Genomic DNA, 21830 nt, shown 5'->3' with positions numbered 1-21830 from the left:
ACCCGCAGGGGGCATATGGGTGCGTGAGCCTGCCCACGCCCCCGCGCTCGGGCGTGTCGCGCTGTCAGGAACCGCCGTCAGACAGCCCTCTCCCCCGCCGAACCACCGCTGTAGCCGCCACACCGGAATCTCTGGGCATAGCAAAGGGCCCGGCTCCGTGCGGAACCGGGCCCTTTGACTGATCGTGTCAGATCAGAAGCTCAGCAGGTGCCTTACTTCAGGATCTTCGTCACGCGGCCGGAGCCAACGGTGCGGCCACCCTCGCGGATAGCGAAGCCGAGGCCCTCTTCCATGGCGATCGGCTGAATGAGCTCGACCGTCATTTCGGTGTTGTCGCCGGGCATGACCATCTCGGTGCCCTCGGGCAGCGAAATGACGCCGGTGACGTCCGTGGTGCGGAAGTAGAACTGCGGACGGTAGTTCGTGTAGAACGGGTTGTGGCGGCCGCCCTCATCCTTGGACAGGATGTAGACCTGCGCCTCGAAGTTGGTGTGCGGGGTGATCGAACCCGGCTTAACGACAACCTGGCCACGCTCCACGTCTTCGCGACGGGTGCCGCGCAGGAGGAGACCACAGTTCTCGCCGGCCCACGCCTCATCCATCTGCTTGTGGAACATCTCGATACCGGTGACGGTGGTCTTCTGCGGCTCGCGGATACCGACGATCTCAACTTCGGAGTTGATCGGCAGCTTGCCACGCTCGACACGGCCGGTCACAACGGTGCCGCGGCCGGTGATGGTGAAGACGTCTTCGATCGGCATGAGGAACGGCTTGTCCATGTCACGCACGGGCTCCGGGACGTTCTCGTCCACGGCTTCCATGAGGGTGGCAACGGACTCGACCCACTCGGAGTCGCCTTCCAGGGCCTTCAGAGCGGAGACGCGGACGATCGGGGCGTTGTCGCCGTCGAAGCCCTGCGAGGAGAGCAGCTCGCGGATTTCTTCCTCCATGAGCTCCAGCATGTCCTCAGCGTCGTCGCCGTACTCGGCCATCGCCTGGTCGGTCTTGTTCAGCGCAACCAGCAGGTAGGGCACGCCCACCTGGCGGGCGAGCAGAACGTGCTCGCGGGTCTGGGCCATGATGCCGTCGGTGGCGGCGATCACGAGGATCGCACCGTCCATCTGAGCGGCGCCGGTGATCATGTTCTTGATGTAGTCGGCGTGCCCCGGGGCGTCAACGTGCGCGTAGTGGCGCTTCTCGGTCTGGTACTCAACGTGGGAGACGTTGATGGTGATGCCGCGCTGACGCTCCTCGGGAGCGTTGTCGACCTGGTCGAAGGGGCGGAACTCGTTCAGATCCGGGTACTTGTCAGCCAGCACCTTGGTGATGGCGGCGGTCAGCGTCGTCTTACCGTGGTCGACGTGACCGATCGTACCGATGTTAACGTGCGGCTTTGTCCGCTCGAACTTGGCCTTAGCCACTGGTGTCCTCCTGGGACTCGGGTAGTTTTCTCACAGCCTATGGCAGGTTTTCAGTGTACCTGCTGGCGGGGAGAGGTCCTACTGGTCGGTTGTTTTTCTTCCGGTTGACCGGTGGGACTACTCGCCCCGGGTCTTTTGAATGATTTCCTCGGCAACGTTCCGAGGAACCTCGGCGTAGCTATCGAACTGCATCGAGTACACCGCGCGGCCCTGCGTCTTTGAACGCAGATCACCAACGTACCCGAACATGCTCGACAGCGGCACCAGGGCGCGAACGACCTTGACGCCGGTCGCGTCCTCCATCGACTGGATCATTCCACGACGGGAGTTGAGGTCGCCGATGACGTCGCCCATGTATTCCTCAGGCGTACGCACCTCGACGGCCATCATCGGCTCCAGGAGCACCGGGTCGGCGCGGCGAGCGCCTTCCTTCAGCACCATGGAACCAGCGATCTTGAATGCCATCTCCGAGGAGTCGACATCGTGGTAGGCGCCATCGATCAGCGTCGCCTTGATACCCACGAGCGGGTATCCGGCGAGGATGCCGAGCTGCATGGCGTCCTGGATGCCAGCGTCCACCGACGGGATGTATTCACGCGGGACGCGGCCACCGGTGACGGCGTTGGCGAACTCGTAGGTTTCGCCCTCGGCCGTATCGAGCGGCTCGAAGGTGACCTGCACCTTCGCGAACTGCCCGGAGCCACCGGTCTGCTTCTTGTGGGTGTATTCCACCTTCTCCACCGGGCGGCGGATGGTTTCGCGGTAGGCCACCTGGGGCTTACCGACATTGGCCTCAACCTTGAACTCGCGACGCATGCGGTCAACGAGGACGTCGAGGTGGAGCTCGCCCATACCGCCGATGACGGTCTGGCCGGTCTCATCATCCAGTCGGACGGTGAAGGTCGGGTCCTCTTCGGCCAGCTTCTGAATCGCCGTGCCGAGCTTCTCCTGGTCACCCTTGGTCTTGGGCTCGATCGCCACGTGGATCACGGGCTCCGGGAAGGTCATCGACTCGAGGATGATCGGGGCATCCTGGGCGCACAGCGTGTCGCCCGTCGTGGTGTCCTTCAGACCAATGAAGGCGTAAATGTGGCCAGCGTGCGCCTCTTCAACAGGGTTTTCCTTGTTGGAGTGCATCTGGAAGAGCTTGCCGACGCGCTCGCGCTTGCCCTTGGTGGAGTTGAGCACCTGGGCGCCCTGCTGGGCAATGCCCGAGTAGACGCGCACGTAGGTCAGCTTGCCGAAGAACGGGTGCGCGGCAACCTTGAAGGCGAGCGCCGAGAAGGGCTCATCTTCGCTGGGCTTACGCTCCATCGTGACGTCTTCATCGCCGGGCTTGTGACCCTGGATCGCCGGAACTTCCAGCGGGGAGGGCAGGTAGTACAGGACCGCGTCGAGCACGGGCTGCACGCCCTTGTTCTTGAAGGCGGTACCGCAGAAGACCGGGTAGGCATCGCCGGCGATCGTCAGGGCGCGCACGCCGCGACGGATCTCGTCGATCGAGAGTTCGCCGTCTTCGAAGAACTTCTCCATGAGCTCTTCGTCGGCCTCAGCAACGGTCTCGACAAGCTCGGCGCGCATCTCTTCGGCCTTGGCCTGAAGCTCCGCGGGGATCTCGCGCTCGTCGATGACGGTGCCGAACGAGTCATTGCCGTCGGCGTCCTTCTCCGGGAAGTACAGCGCCTTCATCTCCACCAGGTCGACAACGCCCTGGAAGTCCGACTCGGCTCCGATCGGGATCTGCATGACGAGCGGGGTCGCCTTCAGGCGATCCTTGATCGTCTGCACCGAGTAGTAGAAGTCGGCACCGAGCTTGTCCATCTTGTTGATGAAGCACAGGCGCGGCACGTTGTACTTGTCGGCCTGGCGCCACACGGTCTCGGACTGCGGCTCCACACCTTCCTTGCCGTCGAAGACGGCAACGGCACCGTCCAGGACGCGCAGTGAGCGCTCTACCTCGACCGTGAAGTCGACGTGTCCCGGGGTGTCGATGATGTTGATCTGGTGGTCTTTCCAGTAACAGGTGGTGGCAGCCGAGGTAATCGTGATGCCGCGCTCCTGCTCCTGCTCCATCCAGTCCATCGTGGACGCACCATCGTGGGTTTCACCAATCTTGTAGTTGATGCCCGTGTAGAACAGGATGCGCTCGGTGGTGGTGGTCTTGCCGGCGTCAATGTGCGCCATGATGCCGATGTTGCGGACCTTGGTCAGGTCGGTCAGCACGTCGAGTGCCACGTGTGGTCTCTCTTCCTAAAGTTCGGACACAAGCCAGCTGGTGCTTACCAGCGGTAGTGGGCGAACGCCTTGTTGGCTTCGGCCATGCGGTGCATGTCCTCGCGGCGCTTAACCGCGGCACCCAGGCCATTGGAGGCGTCCAGAATTTCGTTCATGAGGCGCTCGGTCATCGTGTTCTCGCGGCGCTGCCGGGAGAATTCCACGAGCCAGCGCATCGCGAGGGTCGTCGCACGCAGGGAGCGGACCTCGACGGGCACCTGGTAGGTGGCGCCACCGACGCGGCGGGAGCGAACCTCCAGCTGCGGGCGGATGTTGTCCAGAGCGCGCTTGAGCACGGCGGTCGGCTCGGAGTCCGTCTTTTCACGGACGCCTTCCAGCGCGCCGTAGACGATGCGCTCGGCCGTCGACTTCTTTCCATCCAGCAGCACCGAGTTCACGAGCTGGGAGACAATCGGCGAGCCGTAGACCGGATCGGAAACGAGGGGGCGCTTAGGCGCGGGACCCTTACGAGGCATTACTTCTTCTCCTTCTTGGCGCCGTAGCGGGAACGAGCCTGCTGACGATCGCGCACACCCTGGGTATCAAGGGCGCCGCGCACGATCTTGTAACGGACACCGGGAAGGTCCTTCACACGGCCACCGCGCACGAGCACGATGGAGTGTTCCTGCAGGTTGTGGCCGACACCTGGAATGTATGCGGTGACCTCAATGCCACTAGAAAGACGCACACGAGCAACCTTGCGCAGCGCCGAGTTCGGCTTCTTGGGCGTGGTGGTGTACACACGGGTGCACACCCCACGGCGCTGCGGGCTCCCCTTGAGGGCCGGCGTCTTGGAGGTCCCGGCCTTGACGCTGCGGCCCTTGCGGACCAGCTGCTGAATCGTGGGCACTACTTCTCCGTCTCGAAGTTCTAACAGTTGAATTGGTTTCTTGCCCGCCTTACGGCCGGCGCGGATTCGGATAACGAATCAGGCTCGCGCCGCTTGCCCCGATCTGGCTCGAAATCCGCTTATCGCGGGGAGCACACACGAGGGCCCGGCGTGCGGGCACCAGCGACCAGGTTAGCGCGATCTTTATCCGTGAGTCAAAGGGGCGCCGACGTGAATCCGCGTGGTATCGGCCACCTTGAAGGTTTGGGCGGCGGGCACGGCTGTGGCCGGTATCTCAGTTCGAAGCATAGGCGACGCGCAGGTGCGCGGTGAGGGCGGGCACGGCTGTGGCCGGTATCTCAGTTCGAAGATACCGGCCACGAGCGCGGATGATCTAGGAGAAGTCGACGTCGAAGTCGTCGCCGAAGTCTAGATCGTCCAGGTTGAGCGGTTCGCGCGATACCGGCGCGAAGTCGATCTCGGACAGGCCGAGGCGGCTGAACGCCTCCGCCTTGGCTTCCTCGGTGGGCTCGACATCCACGTTGTGGTAGCGGCCAAGGCCGGTACCGGCGGGGATGAGCTTACCGATGATGACGTTTTCCTTCAGGCCGAGCAGCGGGTCCGACTTGCCGGACATCGCCGCTTCGGTCAGGACCTTCGTCGTCTCCTGGAAGGAGGCGGCCGAGAGCCAGGATTCCGTGGCGAGCGAGGCCTTGGTGATACCCATGAGCTCCGGACGTGCCGAGGCGGGCTGGCCACCTTCGGCGACGACGCGGCGGTTCTCGTCGGTGAAGCGGGCCTGCTCGACGAGGTCGCCCTGCAGCAGGTTCGTATCCCCGGCGTCGAGCACGGTCACGCGGCGCAGCATCTGGCGCACGATGACCTCGATGTGCTTGTCGTGGATGTCCACGCCCTGGGAGCGGTAGGTCTCCTGGACCTCGTCCACCAGGTGCTTTTGCACGGCCCGCGGGCCCTTGACGCGCAGCACGTTCTTCGGGTCGATGACGCCGTGCACGAGCTGCTGACCGACCTCGACGCGGCCGCCGTCTTCCACCATGAGCTTGGCGCGGGAGGCGATCGGGTATTCCAGATCCTCTCCCCCGTCGTCGCGGGTGACAACGATGACCCGTTCGCGGTCGCGGTCCTCGATCTTGACGGTGCCGGCGGCCTCGGAGATCGGGGCCTCACCCTTGGGGGTGCGGGCCTCGAACAGCTCCTGGACACGCGGCAGACCCTGCGTGATGTCTTCCGCGGAGGCGGCGCCACCGGTGTGGAAGGTACGCATCGTCAGCTGGGTGCCGGGCTCACCGATCGACTGCGCCGAGATGATGCCGACGGCTTCGCCGATATCGACGAGCTTGCCGGAGGCCAGCGAGCGGCCGTAGCACAGCGCACAGGTGCCCACGCGCGAGGTGCAGGTGAGCACGGAGCGCACCTTTACCTCGGTGATGCCGGCGGCCACGAGGCGATCGATGATGACGTCGCCCACATCCTCACCGGCGGCGGCAAGCACCTTGCCATCGGCGTCGGTGACGTCGGCGGCCAGGGTGCGGGCGTAGACGGAGGTCTCGACGCGATCCGCGCGGGCCGTCGTGCCATCCTCGCGCACCTCGGCGATCGGCAGCGTGAGGCCGGCGCGGGTGCCACAGTCGTGCTCGCGCACGATGACGTCCTGGGAGACGTCGACGAGGCGACGCGTGAGGTAGCCGGAGTCGGCGGTACGCAGCGCGGTATCGGCGTTACCCTTACGCGCGCCGTGCGTCTCGATGAAGTACTCCAGGACGGACAGGCCCTCGAGGTAGTTCGACTTAATCGGACGCGGGATAATCTCGCCGCGCGGGGAGGCCACGAGGCCACGCATACCGGCGATCTGACGCACCTGCATCCAGTTACCGCGAGCGCCGGAGGTCACCATCCGGTTCACGGTGTTGGACTCGGGCACGTTTTCACGCATCGCGTCGGCTACCTTATCGGTCGCCTCCGTCCAGACCTTGATGAGTTCCTCGCGACGTTCCGCGTCGTGCAGGAAGCCCTGCTGGAAGGACTCTTCGATCTCCTCGGCCATCTTTTCGTAGCGCTCGAGGATCTCGGCCTTCTGCGGCGGCGCGACGACGTCGGAAATCGCGATCGTCGTGCCGGAGCGGGTGGCCCAGTAGTAGCCGGCGGCCTTCAGGGCATCCAGCGACTCGGCAACCTCGACCTTCGGGTAGCGCTCGGCCAGATCGTTGACGATGCCCGAGAGCACCTTCTTGTCCACGATCTTGTTGACGAACGGGTAGTCCACGGGCAGCGCCTCGTTGAACATCGTGCGGCCCAGCGTCGTTTCCACGACGACGGGCTCGCCCGCGGCGTAATCCTCGGGCAGCTCGACGTCGGGGCCGGGCACGATGGAGGTGAAGCGGATCTTCACCTTCGCGTCCAGGCCGAGCTCGCCCGCATCGAACGCCATGATGGCCTCCGACGGCGAAGCGAAGGCGCGGCCGGCGCCCACGGCGTCGTCGTGCAGGTTCGTCAGGTGGTAGAGCCCGATGATCATGTCCTGCGACGGCATGGTCACGGGGCGACCGTCCGAGGGCTTCAGGATGTTGTTCGTCGAGAGCATGAGGATGCGGGCCTCGGCCTGCGCCTCGGGGCTCAGCGGCAGGTGGACCGCCATCTGGTCACCGTCGAAGTCGGCGTTGAAGGCGCCACACACGAGCGGGTGCAGCTGAATGGCCTTACCCTCCACGAGCTGCGGCTCGAAGGCCTGAATGCCGAGGCGGTGCAGCGTGGGCGCGCGGTTGAGCAGCACGGGGTGCTCGCGGATGACCTCTTCCAGGACATCCCACACCTGCGGGCGCTGGCGCTCGACCATGCGCTTGGCGGCCTTGATGTTCTGCGCGTGCTGCAGGTCCACCAGGCGTTTCATGACGAACGGCTTGAACAGTTCCAGGGCCATGGCCTTGGGCAGGCCGCACTGATGCAGCTTCAGCGTCGGGCCGACGACGATCACGGAGCGGCCCGAGTAGTCCACGCGCTTACCGAGCAGGTTGCCGCGGAAGCGGCCCTGCTTGCCCTTGAGCATGTCGGAGATCGACTTCAGCGCACGGTTGCCCGGTCCGGTGACGGGGCGGCCGCGGCGGCCGTTGTCGAACAGCGCGTCGACGGCTTCCTGCAACATGCGCTTTTCGTTGTCGACGATGATTTCCGGCGCGTTCAGGTCCAGCAGTCGCTTGAGGCGGTTGTTGCGGTTGATGACGCGACGGTAGAGATCGTTCAGGTCCGAGGTGGCGAAGCGGCCACCGTCGAGCTGAACCATCGGGCGCAGATCCGGCGGGATGACCGGGACGCAGTCCAGGACCATGCCCTCGGGCGAGTTGCCCGTGGTGAGGAATGCGTTGACGACCTTCAGGCGCTTGAGCGCGCGGATGCGACGCTGGCCGGTGGCCGACTCGGCGATTTCCTTCAGCGACTCGGCTTCGCCCTTCAGGTCGAAGTTGCGCAGGCGCTCCTGGATCGCGGCAGCGCCCTTGGAGCCCTCGAAGTACATGCCGTAGCGGGCACGCATCTCGCGGTAGAGCGACTCATCGCCCTCCAGGTCGCCGACCTTCAGGTTCTTGAAGCGGTCCCAGACCTGCTCGAGGCGATCGAGCTCCTTGTCCGCGTTGCGGCGCAGGTTGTTGACCTCGCGGTCAGCGCCCTTGCGAGCCTTTTCCAGGTCCGCGGCCTTGGCGCCGGCCTCTTCGAGCGCGGCGAGATCGGTTTCCAGCTTGCGCAGGCGGTACTCGACGTCCGCGTCGCGCTGCTGCTCAATCTGCTTGCGCTCGACCGAGATCTCGGCCTCCAGGTCCGGCAGGTCCTGGTGGCGCCCCTCCTCGTCGACCTTCGTGACCATGTACGCGGCGAAGTAGATGACCTTTTCCAGGTCCTTCGGCGCGAGGTCCAGCAGGTAGCCGAGGCGCGAGGGCACGCCCTTGAAGTACCAGATGTGGGTGACGGGAGTCGCCAGCTCAATGTGGGCCATGCGCTCACGACGAACGTTGGAGCGGGTGATTTCCACGCCACAACGCTCACAGATGATGCCCTTGAAGCGGACGCGCTTGTACTTACCGCAGTTACATTCCCAGTCGCGCGTCGGACCGAAGATCTTCTCGCAGAACAGGCCGTCCTTTTCCGGCTTGAGCGTGCGGTAGTTAATGGTTTCGGGCTTTTTCACTTCGCCATGCGACCACGAACGAACGTCGTCGGCGGTGGCGAGGCCAATGTGGATCGAGTCGAAGACATTGACGTCGAGCAAGATTTCCTACTTCCTCAAAATTTCTAATAAGAGCCGTGTCGAAGGTGTGACCGCGCCGCCCGCCGTGGCGGGCAGCGCCGGCCCTATTACAGAGAGTCGAAGCTCGCGCCATCGGGACGGCGGCCGAGGTCAATACCCAGCTCCTCCGTCGCGCGCAAGTCGTCGTCTTCGGTTTCGCGCAGTTCGATGGCATTACCATCGACGTCGAGCGCTTCCACGTTCAGGCACAGGGAACGCATTTCCTTGATGAGAACGCGGAAGGACTCCGGCATACCGGGCTCGGGGATGTTATCGCCCTTGACTATCGCCTCGTAGACCTTCACACGACCGGTGACGTCATCAGACTTAATCGTCAGCAGCTCCTGCAGCGCGTAAGCGGCGCCGTAGGCCTCCAGGGCCCACACTTCCATCTCACCGAAGCGCTGGCCGCCAAACTGGGCCTTACCGCCGAGCGGCTGCTGGGTGATCATCGAGTACGGGCCGGTGGCGCGCGCGTGGATCTTGTCGTCGACGAGGTGATGCAGCTTCAGGATGTACATGTAGCCGACGGCGATCGGATCCGGGAACGGTTCGCCCGAACGGCCATCGAACAGGCGCGCCTTGCCATCCGTGTTCACGAGGCGTTCGCCGTCGCGGTTCGGGTAGACATTGGCGAGCAGCCCTTCGAGCTCGGGGCGCTGGATACCGTCGAAGACCGGGGAGGCCACGAGCGAGCCGGGCTCACCCGTCAGCGCTTCTTCCGGAAGCGAGTTGACCCATTCTTCGCCGGCCTGCTTCAGCCCGGTGATGTCCCAGCCGTTAGCGGCGACCCATCCGAGGTGCAACTCCATGACCTGACCGAGGTTCATACGGCCGGGCACACCGAGCGGGTTCAAGATGATGTCGACGGGCGTGCCATCCTCCATGAACGGCATGTCCTCGACGGGCAGGATCTTGGAGATGACGCCCTTGTTGCCGTGGCGGCCAGCGAGCTTGTCACCGTCGGTGATCTTGCGGCGCTGAGCGATGTAGACGACGACCTTCTGCGTCACCTCGGGGCCGAGATCATCGCCGTTTTCGACGTTGAACTCACGCACACCGATGACGATGCCCGACTCGCCGTGCGGCACGCGGGTGGAGGTGTCGCGTACTTCGCGAGCCTTTTCGCCGAAGATCGCGCGCAGCAGGCGCTCTTCGCTCGTGAGCTCGGTTTCGCCCTTGGGCGTAACCTTGCCGACGAGGATATCGCCGGAGGAAACCTCGGCGCCGATGCGGATGATGCCGCGCTCGTCGAGGTTGGCCAGCATGTCTTCGGAGACGTTGGGCAGATCGCGCGTGATCTCTTCCGGACCCAGCTTCGAATCGCGCGCCTCGGCCTCGTATTCCTCAATGTGGATCGAGGTCAGGAGGTCATCGGAGACGACGCGCTGGGACAGGATGATCGCGTCCTCGTAGTTGTAGCCTTCCCAGCTCATGAATGCCACGAGCAGGTTCTGGCCGAGCGAGAGCTCGCCCTCGTCGGTGGCCGGACCATCAGCGATGACCGAGCCCGCCTCCAGGCGATCGCCTTCAGAGACGACGACGCGCTGGTTGTAGGCGTTGCCCTGGTTCGAGCGCGCAAACTTCGTCACGCGGTAGACGCGGGTCTTGCCGGAATCTTCCGCAACGTAGACGGAATCGGCCGAAACCTCGGTGACGACGCCGGGCGCGTCGGCGATGAGAACATCACCGGCGTCGACGGCAGCGCGGCGCTCCATACCGGTACCCACGAGCGGGGCGACCGGGCGGACCAGCGGCACGGCCTGACGCTGCATGTTCGCACCCATGAGGGCGCGGTTAGCGTTGTCGTGCTCCAGGAAGGGGATCATCGCGGTTGCAACGGAGACCATCTGACGCGCGGAGACGTCCATGTAGTCGACCTGCTCGATCGGCGCGAGGATCGGCTCGCCACCGGAGACGCGGCACAGCACGTGATCCTCTTCGAAGCGGCCATCGTCGGTGAGCTTGGCGTTGGCCTGCGCGATGATGTGACGATCCTCGTCGTCGGCCGTCAGGTAGACGACCTTATCGGTGACCTTGCCGCCCTCGACCTTGCGGTAGGGGGTCTCAACGAAGCCGAACGGATCGATGCGCGCGAACGTCGCGAGCGAACCGATCAGACCAATGTTCGGGCCTTCCGGCGTCTCGATCGGGCACATGCGGCCGTAGTGGGAGGGGTGCACGTCGCGCACTTCCATGCCGGCGCGATCACGCGAGAGGCCACCCGGGCCGAGCGCCGAGAGGCGACGCTTGTGGGTCAGGCCCGCGAGCGGGTTGTTCTGATCCATGAACTGCGAGAGCTGCGAGGTTCCGAAGAACTCCTTGATCGCGGCCGTCACCGGGCGGATGTTGATGAGCGTCTGCGGGGTAATCGCCTCGACGTCCTGCGTCGTCATGCGCTCGCGCACGACGCGCTCCATGCGAGCCAGGCCCGTGCGGACCTGGTTCTGGATGAGCTCGCCGACGGCGCGGATGCGGCGGTTGCCGAAGTGATCGATGTCGTCGGTCTCGACGCGAACCTCGATCTCCTTGCCCTTCTTGACGCCCGGCATCGTTTCATGGCCGGCGTGCAGCGCAGCAAGGTACTTGATCGTCGCGACGACGTCTTCCACGCGCATGACAGACTCGGACAGATCCGCGTCCAGGCCAAGCTTCTTGTTGACCTTGTAGCGGCCGACCTTCGCCAGGTCGTAGCGCTTGCCCGTGAAGTAGAAGTTGTTCAGCAGGTTACGGCCCGCGTCCGCGCTCGGCGGCTCACCGGGACGAATCTTGCGGTAGATGTCAACGAGCGCTTCGTCCTGCGTCGTGACGGTGTCCTTTTCCAGGGTTTCTAGTACGACGGGGTAGTTCGCGAACTCCTCGCGAATCTCCTCGGTCGTCATGCCAAGGGCCCGCAGGAAGTGGGTGACGGACTGCTTGCGCTTGCGATCGATACGAACGCCGACGGCGTCGCGCTTGTCGATCTCGAATTCCAGCCACGCGCCGCGCGACGGGATGATCTTCGCGGTGAAGATATCGCGGCCGGAGGTGCGGTCCTCGCTGCGCTCGAAGTAGACGCCCGGCGAGCGGACAAGCTGGGAGACGACGACACGCTCGGTGCCGTTAATGATGAAGGTGCCCTTGTCGGTCATGAGCGGGAAGTCGCCCATGAAGACCGTCTGGGACTTGATCTCGTCGGTGGCGTGGTTGATGAATTCGGCCACGACGTACAGCGGAGCCGCATACGTCTTGGACTTTTCGCGGCACTCCTCGACCGTGTACTTCGGCTCGTAGAAATGATGCTCCTTGAACGTCAGCTCCATGGTCTGGCCGAGGTCCTCGATCGGAGAGATCTCAGCGAAGATCTCCTCCAGGCCGGAGGTCTCGGGGATCTGACGGTCGCCGCTCTTCTTTGCGGCAGCTACCCGCTCCCGCCAAGCCTCCGAGCCGAGGAGCCAGTCAAAGCTCTCGGTCTGCAACCCGAGAAGATCGGGGGCCTGCAGCGGTTCGTGGATTTTTGCGAATGACTGACGGCGCGAAGCCGTACGATTCTTAATGGCGTCAGCCGATGGGGTGCTCGAGGCAGCCAAAGGGTGTCCTTCCCTACGGTTCTCATGCGCACTGGCGCGTCATCGGCCCCTACCTGGTACTGTTCCAACCACATCCTGCGCGCGGAAACGGATGCCGGACCACAGTCCACCTCGGACACGATAAGCGCAACTCTCTACATTAGGGCCAAATTACGCGCGTGTCTAGATGTCGACCTCATGGCCTTGCTCACGTGCGGTACACTACCGCCCGCCCGGCGCCCCCGAGCTACTTCTTAGGCAGCTCGCGCGTGTAGATCGCCACGTCGAACGGCGTCTCGTTGGAGAACTTGAACTCAAGCTTCGCATTACCGGCATCCGGCCGGAACCGGTAGGACGACCTCGGCGAACCGCACGGCCCTCGCCCTGTTCCTTACCGTTGACCAGCAGGGTGAACTTCGAGTCCTCCTCGGCGCACACCGGCACAATGACAACTTCCTCGTTGTCCTTGACCTTGACGTCCACCGTGAGATCTTCCCCGTTGACCACCGAGGAGACGAAGGTGGGGTAAGGCTCCGACGGAACAAGTGAGAGCCACATCTTGGGGTTCTTCGACAGGTACTCCTCTACCCCGCCCTTCGTGGGCTTCTGGTAGGTCTGCTCGAAAAGCTTGTCCGACTCGGCCGACGCGCTCGTCGGCGACTGCGTTGATTCCGAATCGGTGCAGGCTGCCAGTTCACCAACGGTGGAAACCGAGATCGCTAGGACTGCGGCGCGGAGCTAGGAAGACTTCTTCACGCGATCAATCTAGTACATACCCTCGATGATCCCCATACCTTGACCACGTTTTCCTGCTCGCTGCGAGCGATCTCACGACGCCCGCGGAAACCAAAAGACCCGCTCACCCCGAGGGATGAGCGGGTCTTTGAGTAAGCGTCTCGCTTCAGCAGGCTAGCGCCTGCAAGGAGTTACTTGAGAGTGACGGTCGCGCCGGCAGCCTCGAGCTCTTCCTTGGCCTTGTCGGCGTCTTCCTTCTTGGCGCCTTCCAGGACCGGCTTCGGAGCGGAGTCCACGAGGTCCTTGGCTTCCTTCAGGCCGAGGGAGGTCAGGCCACGAACAGCCTTGATGACCTGGATCTTCTTGTCACCGACGGATTCGAGGATGACGTCGAACTCATCCTTCTCTTCCTCGCCAGCGCCGGCGTCGCCGCCAGCAGCCTGGGCGCCACCGGCAGCCACAGCGGCAACCGGAGCAGCAGCGGTGACCTCGAAGGTCTCCTCGAACAGCTTGACGAATTCGGACAGCTCGATGAGGGTCATTTCCTTGAAAGCATCGAGCAGCTCTTCGTTGGTGAGCTTAGCCATGGGGGCTTTCCTTCCTTAGAGTTTCTGCTACGCGAGCAGGGGGTTGTTATTGCCGACTTAAGCGTCGGCTGCCTGCTTGTCGCGCAGGGCATCGACAGTACGAACCGCCTTGGACAGGGGTGCGTTGAAGACGTAAGCAGCCTGGAACATGGTGGCCTTGAGGACACCAGCCGCCTTGGCCAGCAGGACGTCGCGGGACTCGAGATCAGCGAGCTTGGAAACCTCTTCGGCCGGCAGAACCTTGCCGTCCATGTAGGCGCCCTTGATCACGAGCAGAGGGTTCGCCTTGGCGAAATCACGCAGCGCCTTGGCCGCATCCGGAACCTCGCCGGATACGAATGCCACCGCGGTCGGGCCAGCGAAGTACTCGTCGAGTCCTTCGATGTCCGCTTCCTTGGCAGCGATGGCTGCGAGAGTATTCTTCGCCACGGCGTAGGTTGCGTGCTCGCGAAGCGAACGGCGCAGCTCTTTCAGCTGCTCCACTTTCAGTCCGCGGTACTCGGTCAGCACAACCGCATTGGAGGAGCGGAAAAGTTCCACCATCTCGGCAACGGCAGCTGCCTTATCAGGCCTCGCCATGGCCCTCCTTTCGATCGGTGCCGCAGATCTTTCTCAAAGCAGCGAGGAGGGCAAAATAAAAACCCTGCACGCATAAGCGGACAGGGCGACAGAAAACTCTGTATCTCTTTCCACCTACGCGGGCTCCTTGCGGACTTCGCTTCCCTGACGGGAAGACCGGCGGTCTTCGGCAACGACAACACTAGCAAGGCGAGCGACGAAACGTAAAGTAACCCGGCGCGCATCTACGGGTGACATCGACCACCTCGCACAAGGCCATCATCTCACGAAGTTCTGTTCGCTCATCACGACGGGCTATGCCCCTCACTCCCCCGACCGCTACGGGTGCACGCACGCTCTCGTACGCCCATCGTTTTGCGCGCGTACCCACTTGCGCGCGCCTGCGCGTACGCGCGCGAGGACGCAATTGTTGCGGACTGCTGACCACATGGCCCTGTGGTGAGGGCTTGTTCGCCTGGCCGTCGTTCTCCACACTCCGCCTCCCGACGCTCTGCGCATCCGGGTTTTCGGGGGTCCAAGGTTTTTGGGTGTTGACGTGTTGGTTTGATCGTGGTCAGTCGCTTGCAGCACTCGCAGCAGGCACAGATCATCCGCCCACTGTTTGGCTGGAGGGAGGCGCATTATGGAACTCACGTCGTTGTTCGAGGCGGCTGGTCTTGATGTGCCCACCAGCCACCCGGCCGCAGGTACTGCGCCTGTCGTGTCGGAAGACCTATTGAATCTCGGGATTGGGATCCTTGCGGCGGCGGTGGAGAACGGTGTTGATCTGCCTGAGGCGCTGCATAAGTTGATTGCGGCCCGCAACATCGAACGCGCATTTAATGCGGTATCGACGCTGCGCACGCAGATTATTGCTGCAGCCGACCGGGCGGGTGCTGCCGAGATCGATGGCTTATCCATGGCAGACGTCATCGCTGAAGAACGCCGCATCCCGAAGAATGCTGCCACCAGCGAGATCCGTACCGCCCGTTCTCAGGCTGAGTTCCCGAACGTGTTGAAAGCCGCCGCAGCATCCCGCATCTCCCAAGACAACCTGCATACCGCGGTCAAAACGCTGGAGAAGATGCGGCCCCACTACAGCGAGACCGAGTTCCCGCACGTGGAAGCAGCATTGTTGGAAGAGGCGGAGACTCCGGTACCGGGTGAGTTCCGTAAGAAATGCCGCACCACCCTCGAAATGTTGGATGAAGCGCTACGTAAGGCCAACAATGCCGCGACCGCGAAACGACGCAAGCAGTCCTTTGATGAGCGGGGGCTCGCGATCACGCTGATCCAAGACGGTGAGTTTGGGGCGAACCTGTTCGCCCACATCCCCGCCGAATACTTGCGCATCTTGATGCCAGCATTGGAGAAGAAAGCCGAAGCCATCGCAAGAGCCCAACGCCACAGCAAAACCCGCAAGGCTGCCGACCGGAAGACCCGGTTGTTGGATGCACTATTCACCACCATGACCGGGCACTACCCACCCGAGGCAGACGACCTCACCCACCTCACCGGAAACGACACCGACAACGGCCAGGACCCGACAGGTCAAGATCCTTCCGAAGATCTCTTCGACGGCGTCGAGTCCTTCAACGACGAAGACCCGTTCGACGGCCCCGGCCCCTACGGCAACGACGACCCCTCCGGTGACGACGGCCCCTCCGGTGACGACGACCCCTCAGGTGAGGACGGCCCGTCAGGCAACAATGGTGGTGGCGGAAGCCCGCTCCCGAATAACCCTGGTGGCAATGGAAGTCATGGAGCCGATATCGAGGGCCCGGAAGCGGACTCCTTTGAAGATGATGCCGAGTCGCTTATCGACCGCATCATGGCAGACGATGACTTCACCTATGGCGACACCTCACGTCCCAGCGCCAGCGCCACGGAGCCGACAACCAGCACAACCGAACCAGAAACCATGGTGTTGACGCCGGCACCGCCCGCCCCGCACACAGTGTCAGCAGACGATGCGCTGCTCGCTTTTCCGGAGCGCACCCGCCACATCTGGGACACACGCGAAGCAGACCGGGGACGAGAAACCCGGCTCGCTAGCAAGAAGCTACGGAAACTCCTAGCCCTCCGGGACGGGGGGGTGTGTCTTCCCGATGTGTACCGACCCACCCGAGGGATGCGTAGCGCACCATATTGTTTCGTGGGAAAGTGGCGGCCCCACCAACCTCACCAACCTGGCACTCGTGTGTTCACGGCATCATCCCCGAGTCGAGAAACCACCCGGTGACCCCAACAGCTGGACCATCATCATCGACCAGAACGGGATCCCCGCAGCTCGGCCACCCCGCCGGATCGACCCCGACCAACAACCGATCTACCATCCCCGGCTCACGTCGCCCGTGTGTGCCATCCCCAAACCAGGCGCGCCACCCCGGCCTGGAGATGAACCCCTCACCACCACCGCGAACACCGATACCGCGATGACACCTGAGGCAACGCAGACAAGCGCGGCAGGGCAGCCGCGCGGCTTCACCCTAGCCAACGACTGGCGCTTCGACGAAGCCCTCAACGGACCACCACCCTTCTAACGCACACCCGCACGCCAACGCAGCAACGGGGAAGCCCCTGTCACCAATACCCGCCACCTGGTGGCAGGGGCTTCCCCGTTGCTAGCGGCGCTCATTGGCGCTGGGGTGCGCTCGTCGAAGCCGCCGCGAGGCAGCTACGGGGCGCTAGTTTCCGGCGGCTTCGGCGAACCAGCGGGTGATCGTCGTCGGGTGAGTGATGGCCGTTCCCACGCACGCGGCGTGGATGCCAAGCTCGAAAACGCGGGCGACGTCCTCCGGGCGATGCAGCCGCCCTTCGACGACGACGGGCGCGGAGACAGCGTCGAAGACCTCGCGGACGAAGTCGACGTCGGGACCGTCGGTCTTCTCCCGCGCGTACTCATAGCCGGGGGTGTAGCCGGCGAGCGTCGTTCCGATGATGTCGGCGCCCGCATCCTCGGCTGCCTTGGCGTCGGTGAGCGAGGCACAGTCCGCCATGATCGCAACGCCCGGAAACTCGTCGTGGATTGCGACGACGGCGTCGGCGAAGGTTTCCTGCTCGCCGCGCTCCCGCAGCGTCGCGTCGATCGCGATGATAGAGGCACCCGCGTAGGCGCAGGCGCGGGCGTGCGCGATGGACGGCGTGATGTAGACGCGGCCTGGCGGTTCTTCTGGTCCTTCATGGGCGAGTTATCGCCGTTGTTGAACATGATGAACAGCAGCCCGAAGCCCTGGACGGATTCGACGTTTGCCGAGCCCTTGACCTGGTCGATGGACAGGTAGGGCACCGAGTCGATTGCCTGGACGGACTTGGACTCGATGGCGTTGGTGCGGGTAGAGGCGTCGGGCAGGATCTGCCAAACCATCTTGTCGGCCTTGGCCGGCTTGGGACCGGTGTAGTCGGGGAACTTCTCGAAGACGACCTGGGCCGAGGCGGAGCCGTTGTCGGTCATCTTGTAGGGGCCGGTGCCGACGGGGTTGGCGTCGAAGGCTTCCTTGTCCTGGGCTGCAGCCTTGGGGACAATCTTCACGTTTGCCAGGCGCTCCTTCACCAGGGAGAAGGGGTACTTCAGCTTCAGCGTGACGGTCTTGTCGTCCTTGGCCTGGACCGAGTCCAGGAAGGGGATGAAGCCGGCATACAGCGACTGGTTGGCCGGGTCGAGCACGCGCTCGAAGGAGAAGACGACGTCCTCGGCCGTGACGTCCTCACCGTTGTGGAACTTCGCGCCATCGCGCAGCGTGACCTCGTAGGTGATCTCGTCGACCTTGACGGGCTCGGAGTCCTTAGACAGAGCCGCGTAGCAGGTGCGGTCTTCCGTCGGCATGATTTCGAACAGGCCCTCCATGGTGTGCCAGTTCGCGGCGACGGTGAGTGCCGCGGTGGTCATCATGGGGTCGTAGCCGTTGGTGCCGAGCTCGTAGGAAATGCCGGCATTGATGCTGCCGCCTTCGCCGCCACCGTTACCGGAGCCGCCCGCTGCCGGGCTCGTAGTGGAGATCCACCCTTGTCGCCGCCGCAGGCTGAGAGTGTGGCCGCGATGCCGGCCGCAGCAGTGAGGGTGCCCGCAAGCCTCAGCAAGCTGCGGCGATCCGTCCCTCCCGTTGGATTCATCATTGGAGTCTCCTGACATATCGGACGTCTGATGTCTGACGCTGGTACAGTTGGGGTACGTGGAAGAGCAGACAAGCGCAAGAACTCTCACACGCCGACGTGTGAGGCGCATATACTGCACTTTCGCCCACGGTCACGAAAGGTAGCCAGATGGCGAACCCGCCCCCAAAGCCGCGAGCGGCTCGACTCCTCCACAACGCCACGATGCAGCACATTAAGGACCTCATTTTGCGCGAGGGCCTGCGCCCCGGCGACCCCTTGCCGACCGAGTCCGAACTGTGCGACATGCTGGAGGTCTCCCGATCCTCGGTGCGCGAGGCGATCCGTACGCTGAGCGCTCTCGACATCGTGGAGGTGCGTCACGGCACGGGCACCTTCGTCGGCCAGATGTCGCTGCAGCCGATGATCGACTCGATCGTCTTTCGCGGCGCGATATCGCAGCAGGGCTCAAGCCTGCAGATCCTGAAAGAGATCGTCGACGTGCGCCACCGCCTCGATGTCTCGATCGGCCCGAGCCTCGTCGAGCTCATGCGTGGCAAGCTGCACCCGGAGCTCGATGAGCTCGTCGAAGACATGACTGAGAAGGCTGACCGTGGCGAGATTTTCGTCAACGAGGATCGGGCTTTTCATGTGCGCCTGGTGGAGCCGCTTGCCTCGACGCTGCTCATGCAGCTCGTGGAGGCGTTTTGGAAGATTCACACGGTGACGGCGCCGATGCTCGGCGTGCCGACACCGGAGGACATTGCGGTGACGGCGCGCTCGCACGGGGACATGCTGCGTTCGGCGCAGGAAGGCGATTTGGCTGGATATTTGGCCGCGGTTGCGAGCCACTATGCGCCGCTGAAGCGCAATATCGAGCGCTTTGAGGCCGAGCAGGAGGCGCGCACCGAGTAGTCGGTCAGGCGCACACCGCGGAGGCCGTCGGGCGCCCTTAGCGCGGCTTCTAGTGGCTGCGGGCGGCCGCGCTCGGTTGTGTGTCGCCGGCGCTAGGAGGCGAGGGCTCCTCGCAGGGCGCTGAGCATGGCGGCGCGGAATTCGAGCATTGCAGGTGCTTCGGGACGCAGACCGTCGGCGGCGTGGTACATGCCCGGCACGGTCACGAGGTCGACGGGGACGCCGGCTGCGCGAAGGCGCGCGGCGTAGCGCAGGTCCTCATCGTAGAACAGATCGAGTTCGCCCACCCCGATCCACGCCGGCGCTAGGCCAGACAGGTCCTCGCGCTCGGCGGGCACCGCGTAGGGGCGCCCGTCGCGATTGGTGACGTCGCGTCCGAGGTAGCTGCGCCAGCCGTAGCGGTTGGCCGAGGGGGTCCAGGAGAATTCGCCCTTGCCAGGCATGGGCGTGTGCCCCGTGCCGGATTCGAGCATCGGGTAAATGAGGCCTTGCAGGGCGAGCGCGATCCCCTCGTCGTGCGCGCGTTGGGCCGTCGCGGCTGCCAGTCCCCCACCGGCGGATGCGCCAAGGATCACGAGGCGCGCGGGATCGAAGCGCCCCTTCGTGGCCTCATCGGCGAGCCATGCCAGGGCCGCGAAACAATCGTTGAGTGCTGCGGGGAAGGGGTGGTGCGGCGCGAGGCGGTAGTCGACGGAGGCGACGGTGATGCCGAGGTCGAGTGCGAGTTGCGAAGAGTGCGTGTGGTCGAGGGCGGCGCTGCCCATAATGAGGCCGCCGCCGTGGACCCACAGCAGCGCGCCGCGGGACGTGACACCCGCCTGCGGGGTATAGACATACAGGTCAACGAGGTGGTCGTCGTCCGGGGCCGCGGTGGGGATCTGGAGGTGCTCGACGCTGACGCCCTCCAGGACGGGAGTCGGCTTGTGCACGATGTGCTGGTAGTAGGCAAGGACGAGCGGGTTGTTGACCGGCAGCACGCGATAGTTGAGCCGGTGACGCAGGCTGGGATGGGCCAGTTGGACCTGACGGTGGCGGCGCGCGAACCATGCTCCGGCGCCCGTAGCGGCGGCAAGCGCGGCGATCGTCCAGGCCTTCACGGCAGTCTCCTTGGTGCGTTCGGGGGGTGTCCCTATGGTGGTTGTCAAGCAGCTGCAGAGATTCGGGGCTCGTATAGCGTGCCTGTTTTCATCATCGCGTACATGACGTTCAGTCGGCGACGCGCCAAGCACATGACCGCCGCGTTGTGGCGCTTGCCCTCGGCTCTCTTCCGCTCGTAATACGCCTTCGACAGCGGGTCGTGGCATGAGGCGACCCACGCGGACCGGAACAAAGCGTTCTTCAACCGCTTGTTCCCAGCGCGGGCGGGGAACTCACCTCGGATGGACGTCCCGGACCGTCGGGTCACTGGGGCGATCCCGGCGTAGGCGGCCAGGTGTCCTGGGCTTGGGAACGCGGACATGTCGCCGGCGGCCAGGAGGATCTGCGCTGCGGTCTTGACCCCGACTCCCGGCATTGACGTCAAGACCGTGGAAAGAGGGAAGTCGTCGACCAGCTTCTCGACCTCTTCGGCAACGATGTCCCGCTGGTGCTTGAGCTCTTTGATCTGTGCTGCGACCCTCGGGATGACGAGCTCGACAGCTTCTGCACCGGGCACCGTGACAGTCTGCTCAGACAGTGCCGTGAAAACCTGGTCGATGAGTGGGCCCGGGTCTTTCCTGCTGTGGTTACGTGCCCACCGCTTCACCCCGGCCTTCCCAGCAGCCTTGAGTCCGGCGGGTCCGTGGTAACGGATGAACAGATCCAACACGATCGCCCGGGTGAGGACGACACCAGGGAAAACGCGTTCCAAAGATGGGTAGATCTGGACCAGAAGGGACCGCAGACGGTTGATCGCGCGCGTCGACTCGCGAGCGAGGTCCTCGTCGAACCCGGACAGCACCTTCAGCGCCGATAAGACCTCGGAGTTGCGGTCCACGGCTCGGAGCGTGTGTGGCATTGTCCTGGCGGTATCGGCGATGATGAACGCGTCCCTGGCGTCGGTCTTCGACCGTCCCGGATACAGGTCCGCGGCTTTGCGCATCGCCAGCCCGGGTAGGTATGCGACTCCCGCGCCGAGATCGCGAGCGACAGCGATCGGCAATGCCCCGATCGTGTTCGGCTGGTCAACGACGACGAGCACCGAACCGTGCTGCTGAAGATTGGTGATGACTTTCCGCAGCGCGGTCTCATCTTGGGGCAGCTCGCGGTCGTACACGCGTTGCCCGTCGGCAGTGAGAGCGCATCCGTGGTGGGTGGACTTCCCGACGTCGAGTCCCAGTGTGATGGCGTATTCGGTTGTCATGACAGGCTCCCTTGTCCTGCTTGTATCCCTGGCCGCTGGTGTCATGACACCCGATGCTGGCACCCACGTTACGAAGAGACCTCAACCGAAGTCGGGCCGTGTCCCTATCAGCAGTCAACGCGCGTCCTGGACCCCTGGCGGCAACACCCCCCGGATCATCGATGACAGGGCAAGACAGCCATACCAGGGCCAGCGACCAGATCCTCTGGTGAGGACCTACCAATAAATGTAACGGG

General features: G+C 64.0%; 14 protein-coding genes and 1 pseudogene. 3 read left to right on the top strand and 12 right to left on the bottom strand.

Features of this window, described 5'->3' with window-relative positions; all coding sequences use genetic code 11:
- Window positions 1-212: 212 nt before the first annotated feature.
- From tuf to rplJ, 8 genes are all read right to left on the bottom strand, one after another.
- Window positions 213-1421: an elongation factor Tu gene (tuf, locus tag BLU67_RS04520; protein WP_092562807.1), complete on the bottom strand. Its 1209-nt coding sequence runs from the start codon at window positions 1419-1421 to the stop codon at window positions 213-215.
- Window positions 1422-1538: 117 nt separating this feature from the next.
- Window positions 1539-3656 (bottom strand): elongation factor G, encoded by a 2118-nt coding sequence (fusA, locus tag BLU67_RS04515; protein ID WP_092562804.1) that lies wholly within the window; start codon window positions 3654-3656, stop codon window positions 1539-1541.
- 44 nt (window positions 3657-3700) lie between these two features.
- Window positions 3701-4171, bottom strand: coding sequence for a 30S ribosomal protein S7 (gene rpsG / locus BLU67_RS04510; RefSeq protein ID WP_092562801.1), 471 nt, complete (start codon window positions 4169-4171; stop codon window positions 3701-3703).
- Window positions 4171-4545, bottom strand: coding sequence for a 30S ribosomal protein S12 (gene rpsL, locus BLU67_RS04505; protein ID WP_092562797.1), 375 nt, complete (start codon window positions 4543-4545; stop codon window positions 4171-4173). Before rpsL ends, rpsG begins: the two co-directional genes overlap by 1 nt.
- 373 nt (window positions 4546-4918) lie before the next feature.
- Window positions 4919-8800 (bottom strand): DNA-directed RNA polymerase subunit beta', encoded by a 3882-nt coding sequence (locus tag BLU67_RS04500; RefSeq protein ID WP_092562794.1) that lies wholly within the window; start codon window positions 8798-8800, stop codon window positions 4919-4921.
- Window positions 8801-8886: 86 nt separating this feature from the next.
- Window positions 8887-12387, bottom strand: coding sequence for a DNA-directed RNA polymerase subunit beta (gene rpoB / locus BLU67_RS04495; RefSeq protein ID WP_092562790.1), 3501 nt, complete (start codon window positions 12385-12387; stop codon window positions 8887-8889).
- A 905-nt stretch (window positions 12388-13292) separates the two neighbouring features.
- The gene (gene rplL, locus BLU67_RS04490; protein ID WP_092562787.1) at window positions 13293-13688 is read right to left on the bottom strand and encodes a 50S ribosomal protein L7/L12; all 396 of its coding nucleotides are present in this window, start codon (window positions 13686-13688) and stop codon (window positions 13293-13295) included.
- A gap of 57 nt (window positions 13689-13745) precedes the next feature.
- On the bottom strand, window positions 13746-14267 hold the full coding sequence (rplJ, locus tag BLU67_RS04485; protein ID WP_092562784.1) for a 50S ribosomal protein L10: 522 nt from the start codon (window positions 14265-14267) through the stop codon (window positions 13746-13748).
- Between the two features lie 622 nt (window positions 14268-14889).
- On the opposite strand from rplJ, the gene BLU67_RS12540 reads away from it, so the two are divergent.
- Window positions 14890-16488 (top strand): hypothetical protein, encoded by a 1599-nt coding sequence (locus tag BLU67_RS12540; RefSeq protein ID WP_261977030.1) that lies wholly within the window; start codon window positions 14890-14892, stop codon window positions 16486-16488.
- Window positions 16394-16789 (top strand): hypothetical protein, encoded by a 396-nt coding sequence (locus BLU67_RS12685; RefSeq protein WP_410002419.1) that lies wholly within the window; start codon window positions 16394-16396, stop codon window positions 16787-16789. Before BLU67_RS12540 ends, BLU67_RS12685 begins: the two co-directional genes overlap by 95 nt.
- Window positions 16790-16933: 144 nt before the next feature.
- Here BLU67_RS12685 and BLU67_RS04475 read toward each other — a convergent pair whose 3' ends face one another.
- Entirely contained in the window at window positions 16934-17383 is a 450-nt protein-coding gene (locus BLU67_RS04475) for an N-acetylmannosamine-6-phosphate 2-epimerase (RefSeq protein WP_261977040.1), read from the bottom strand.
- Between the two features lie 74 nt (window positions 17384-17457).
- Window positions 17458-18072 (bottom strand): annotated as a pseudogene (locus BLU67_RS04470) (ABC transporter substrate-binding protein); the annotation flags it as partial.
- 437 nt (window positions 18073-18509) lie between these two features.
- Here BLU67_RS04470 and BLU67_RS04465 point away from each other — a divergent pair.
- On the top strand, window positions 18510-19253 hold the full coding sequence (locus tag BLU67_RS04465) for a FadR/GntR family transcriptional regulator (RefSeq protein WP_261977029.1): 744 nt from the start codon (window positions 18510-18512) through the stop codon (window positions 19251-19253).
- A 92-nt stretch (window positions 19254-19345) separates the two neighbouring features.
- Here the strand turns inward: BLU67_RS04465 and BLU67_RS04460 are convergent, their stop codons facing one another.
- Both BLU67_RS04460 and BLU67_RS04455 read right to left on the bottom strand, forming a co-directional pair.
- Window positions 19346-20350: an alpha/beta hydrolase gene (locus BLU67_RS04460; protein WP_222842380.1), complete on the bottom strand. Its 1005-nt coding sequence runs from the start codon at window positions 20348-20350 to the stop codon at window positions 19346-19348.
- Window positions 20351-20394: 44 nt separating this feature from the next.
- The gene (locus tag BLU67_RS04455; protein ID WP_092562778.1) at window positions 20395-21594 is read right to left on the bottom strand and encodes an IS110 family RNA-guided transposase; all 1200 of its coding nucleotides are present in this window, start codon (window positions 21592-21594) and stop codon (window positions 20395-20397) included.
- Between the last annotated feature and the right edge of the window lie 236 nt (window positions 21595-21830).

This window comes from Bowdeniella nasicola (assembly GCF_900107735.1).
Taxonomy (GTDB): Bacteria; Actinomycetota; Actinomycetes; order Actinomycetales; family Actinomycetaceae; genus Bowdeniella; species Bowdeniella massiliensis.
This window is presented reverse-complemented; position numbering and strand designations above follow the sequence as displayed.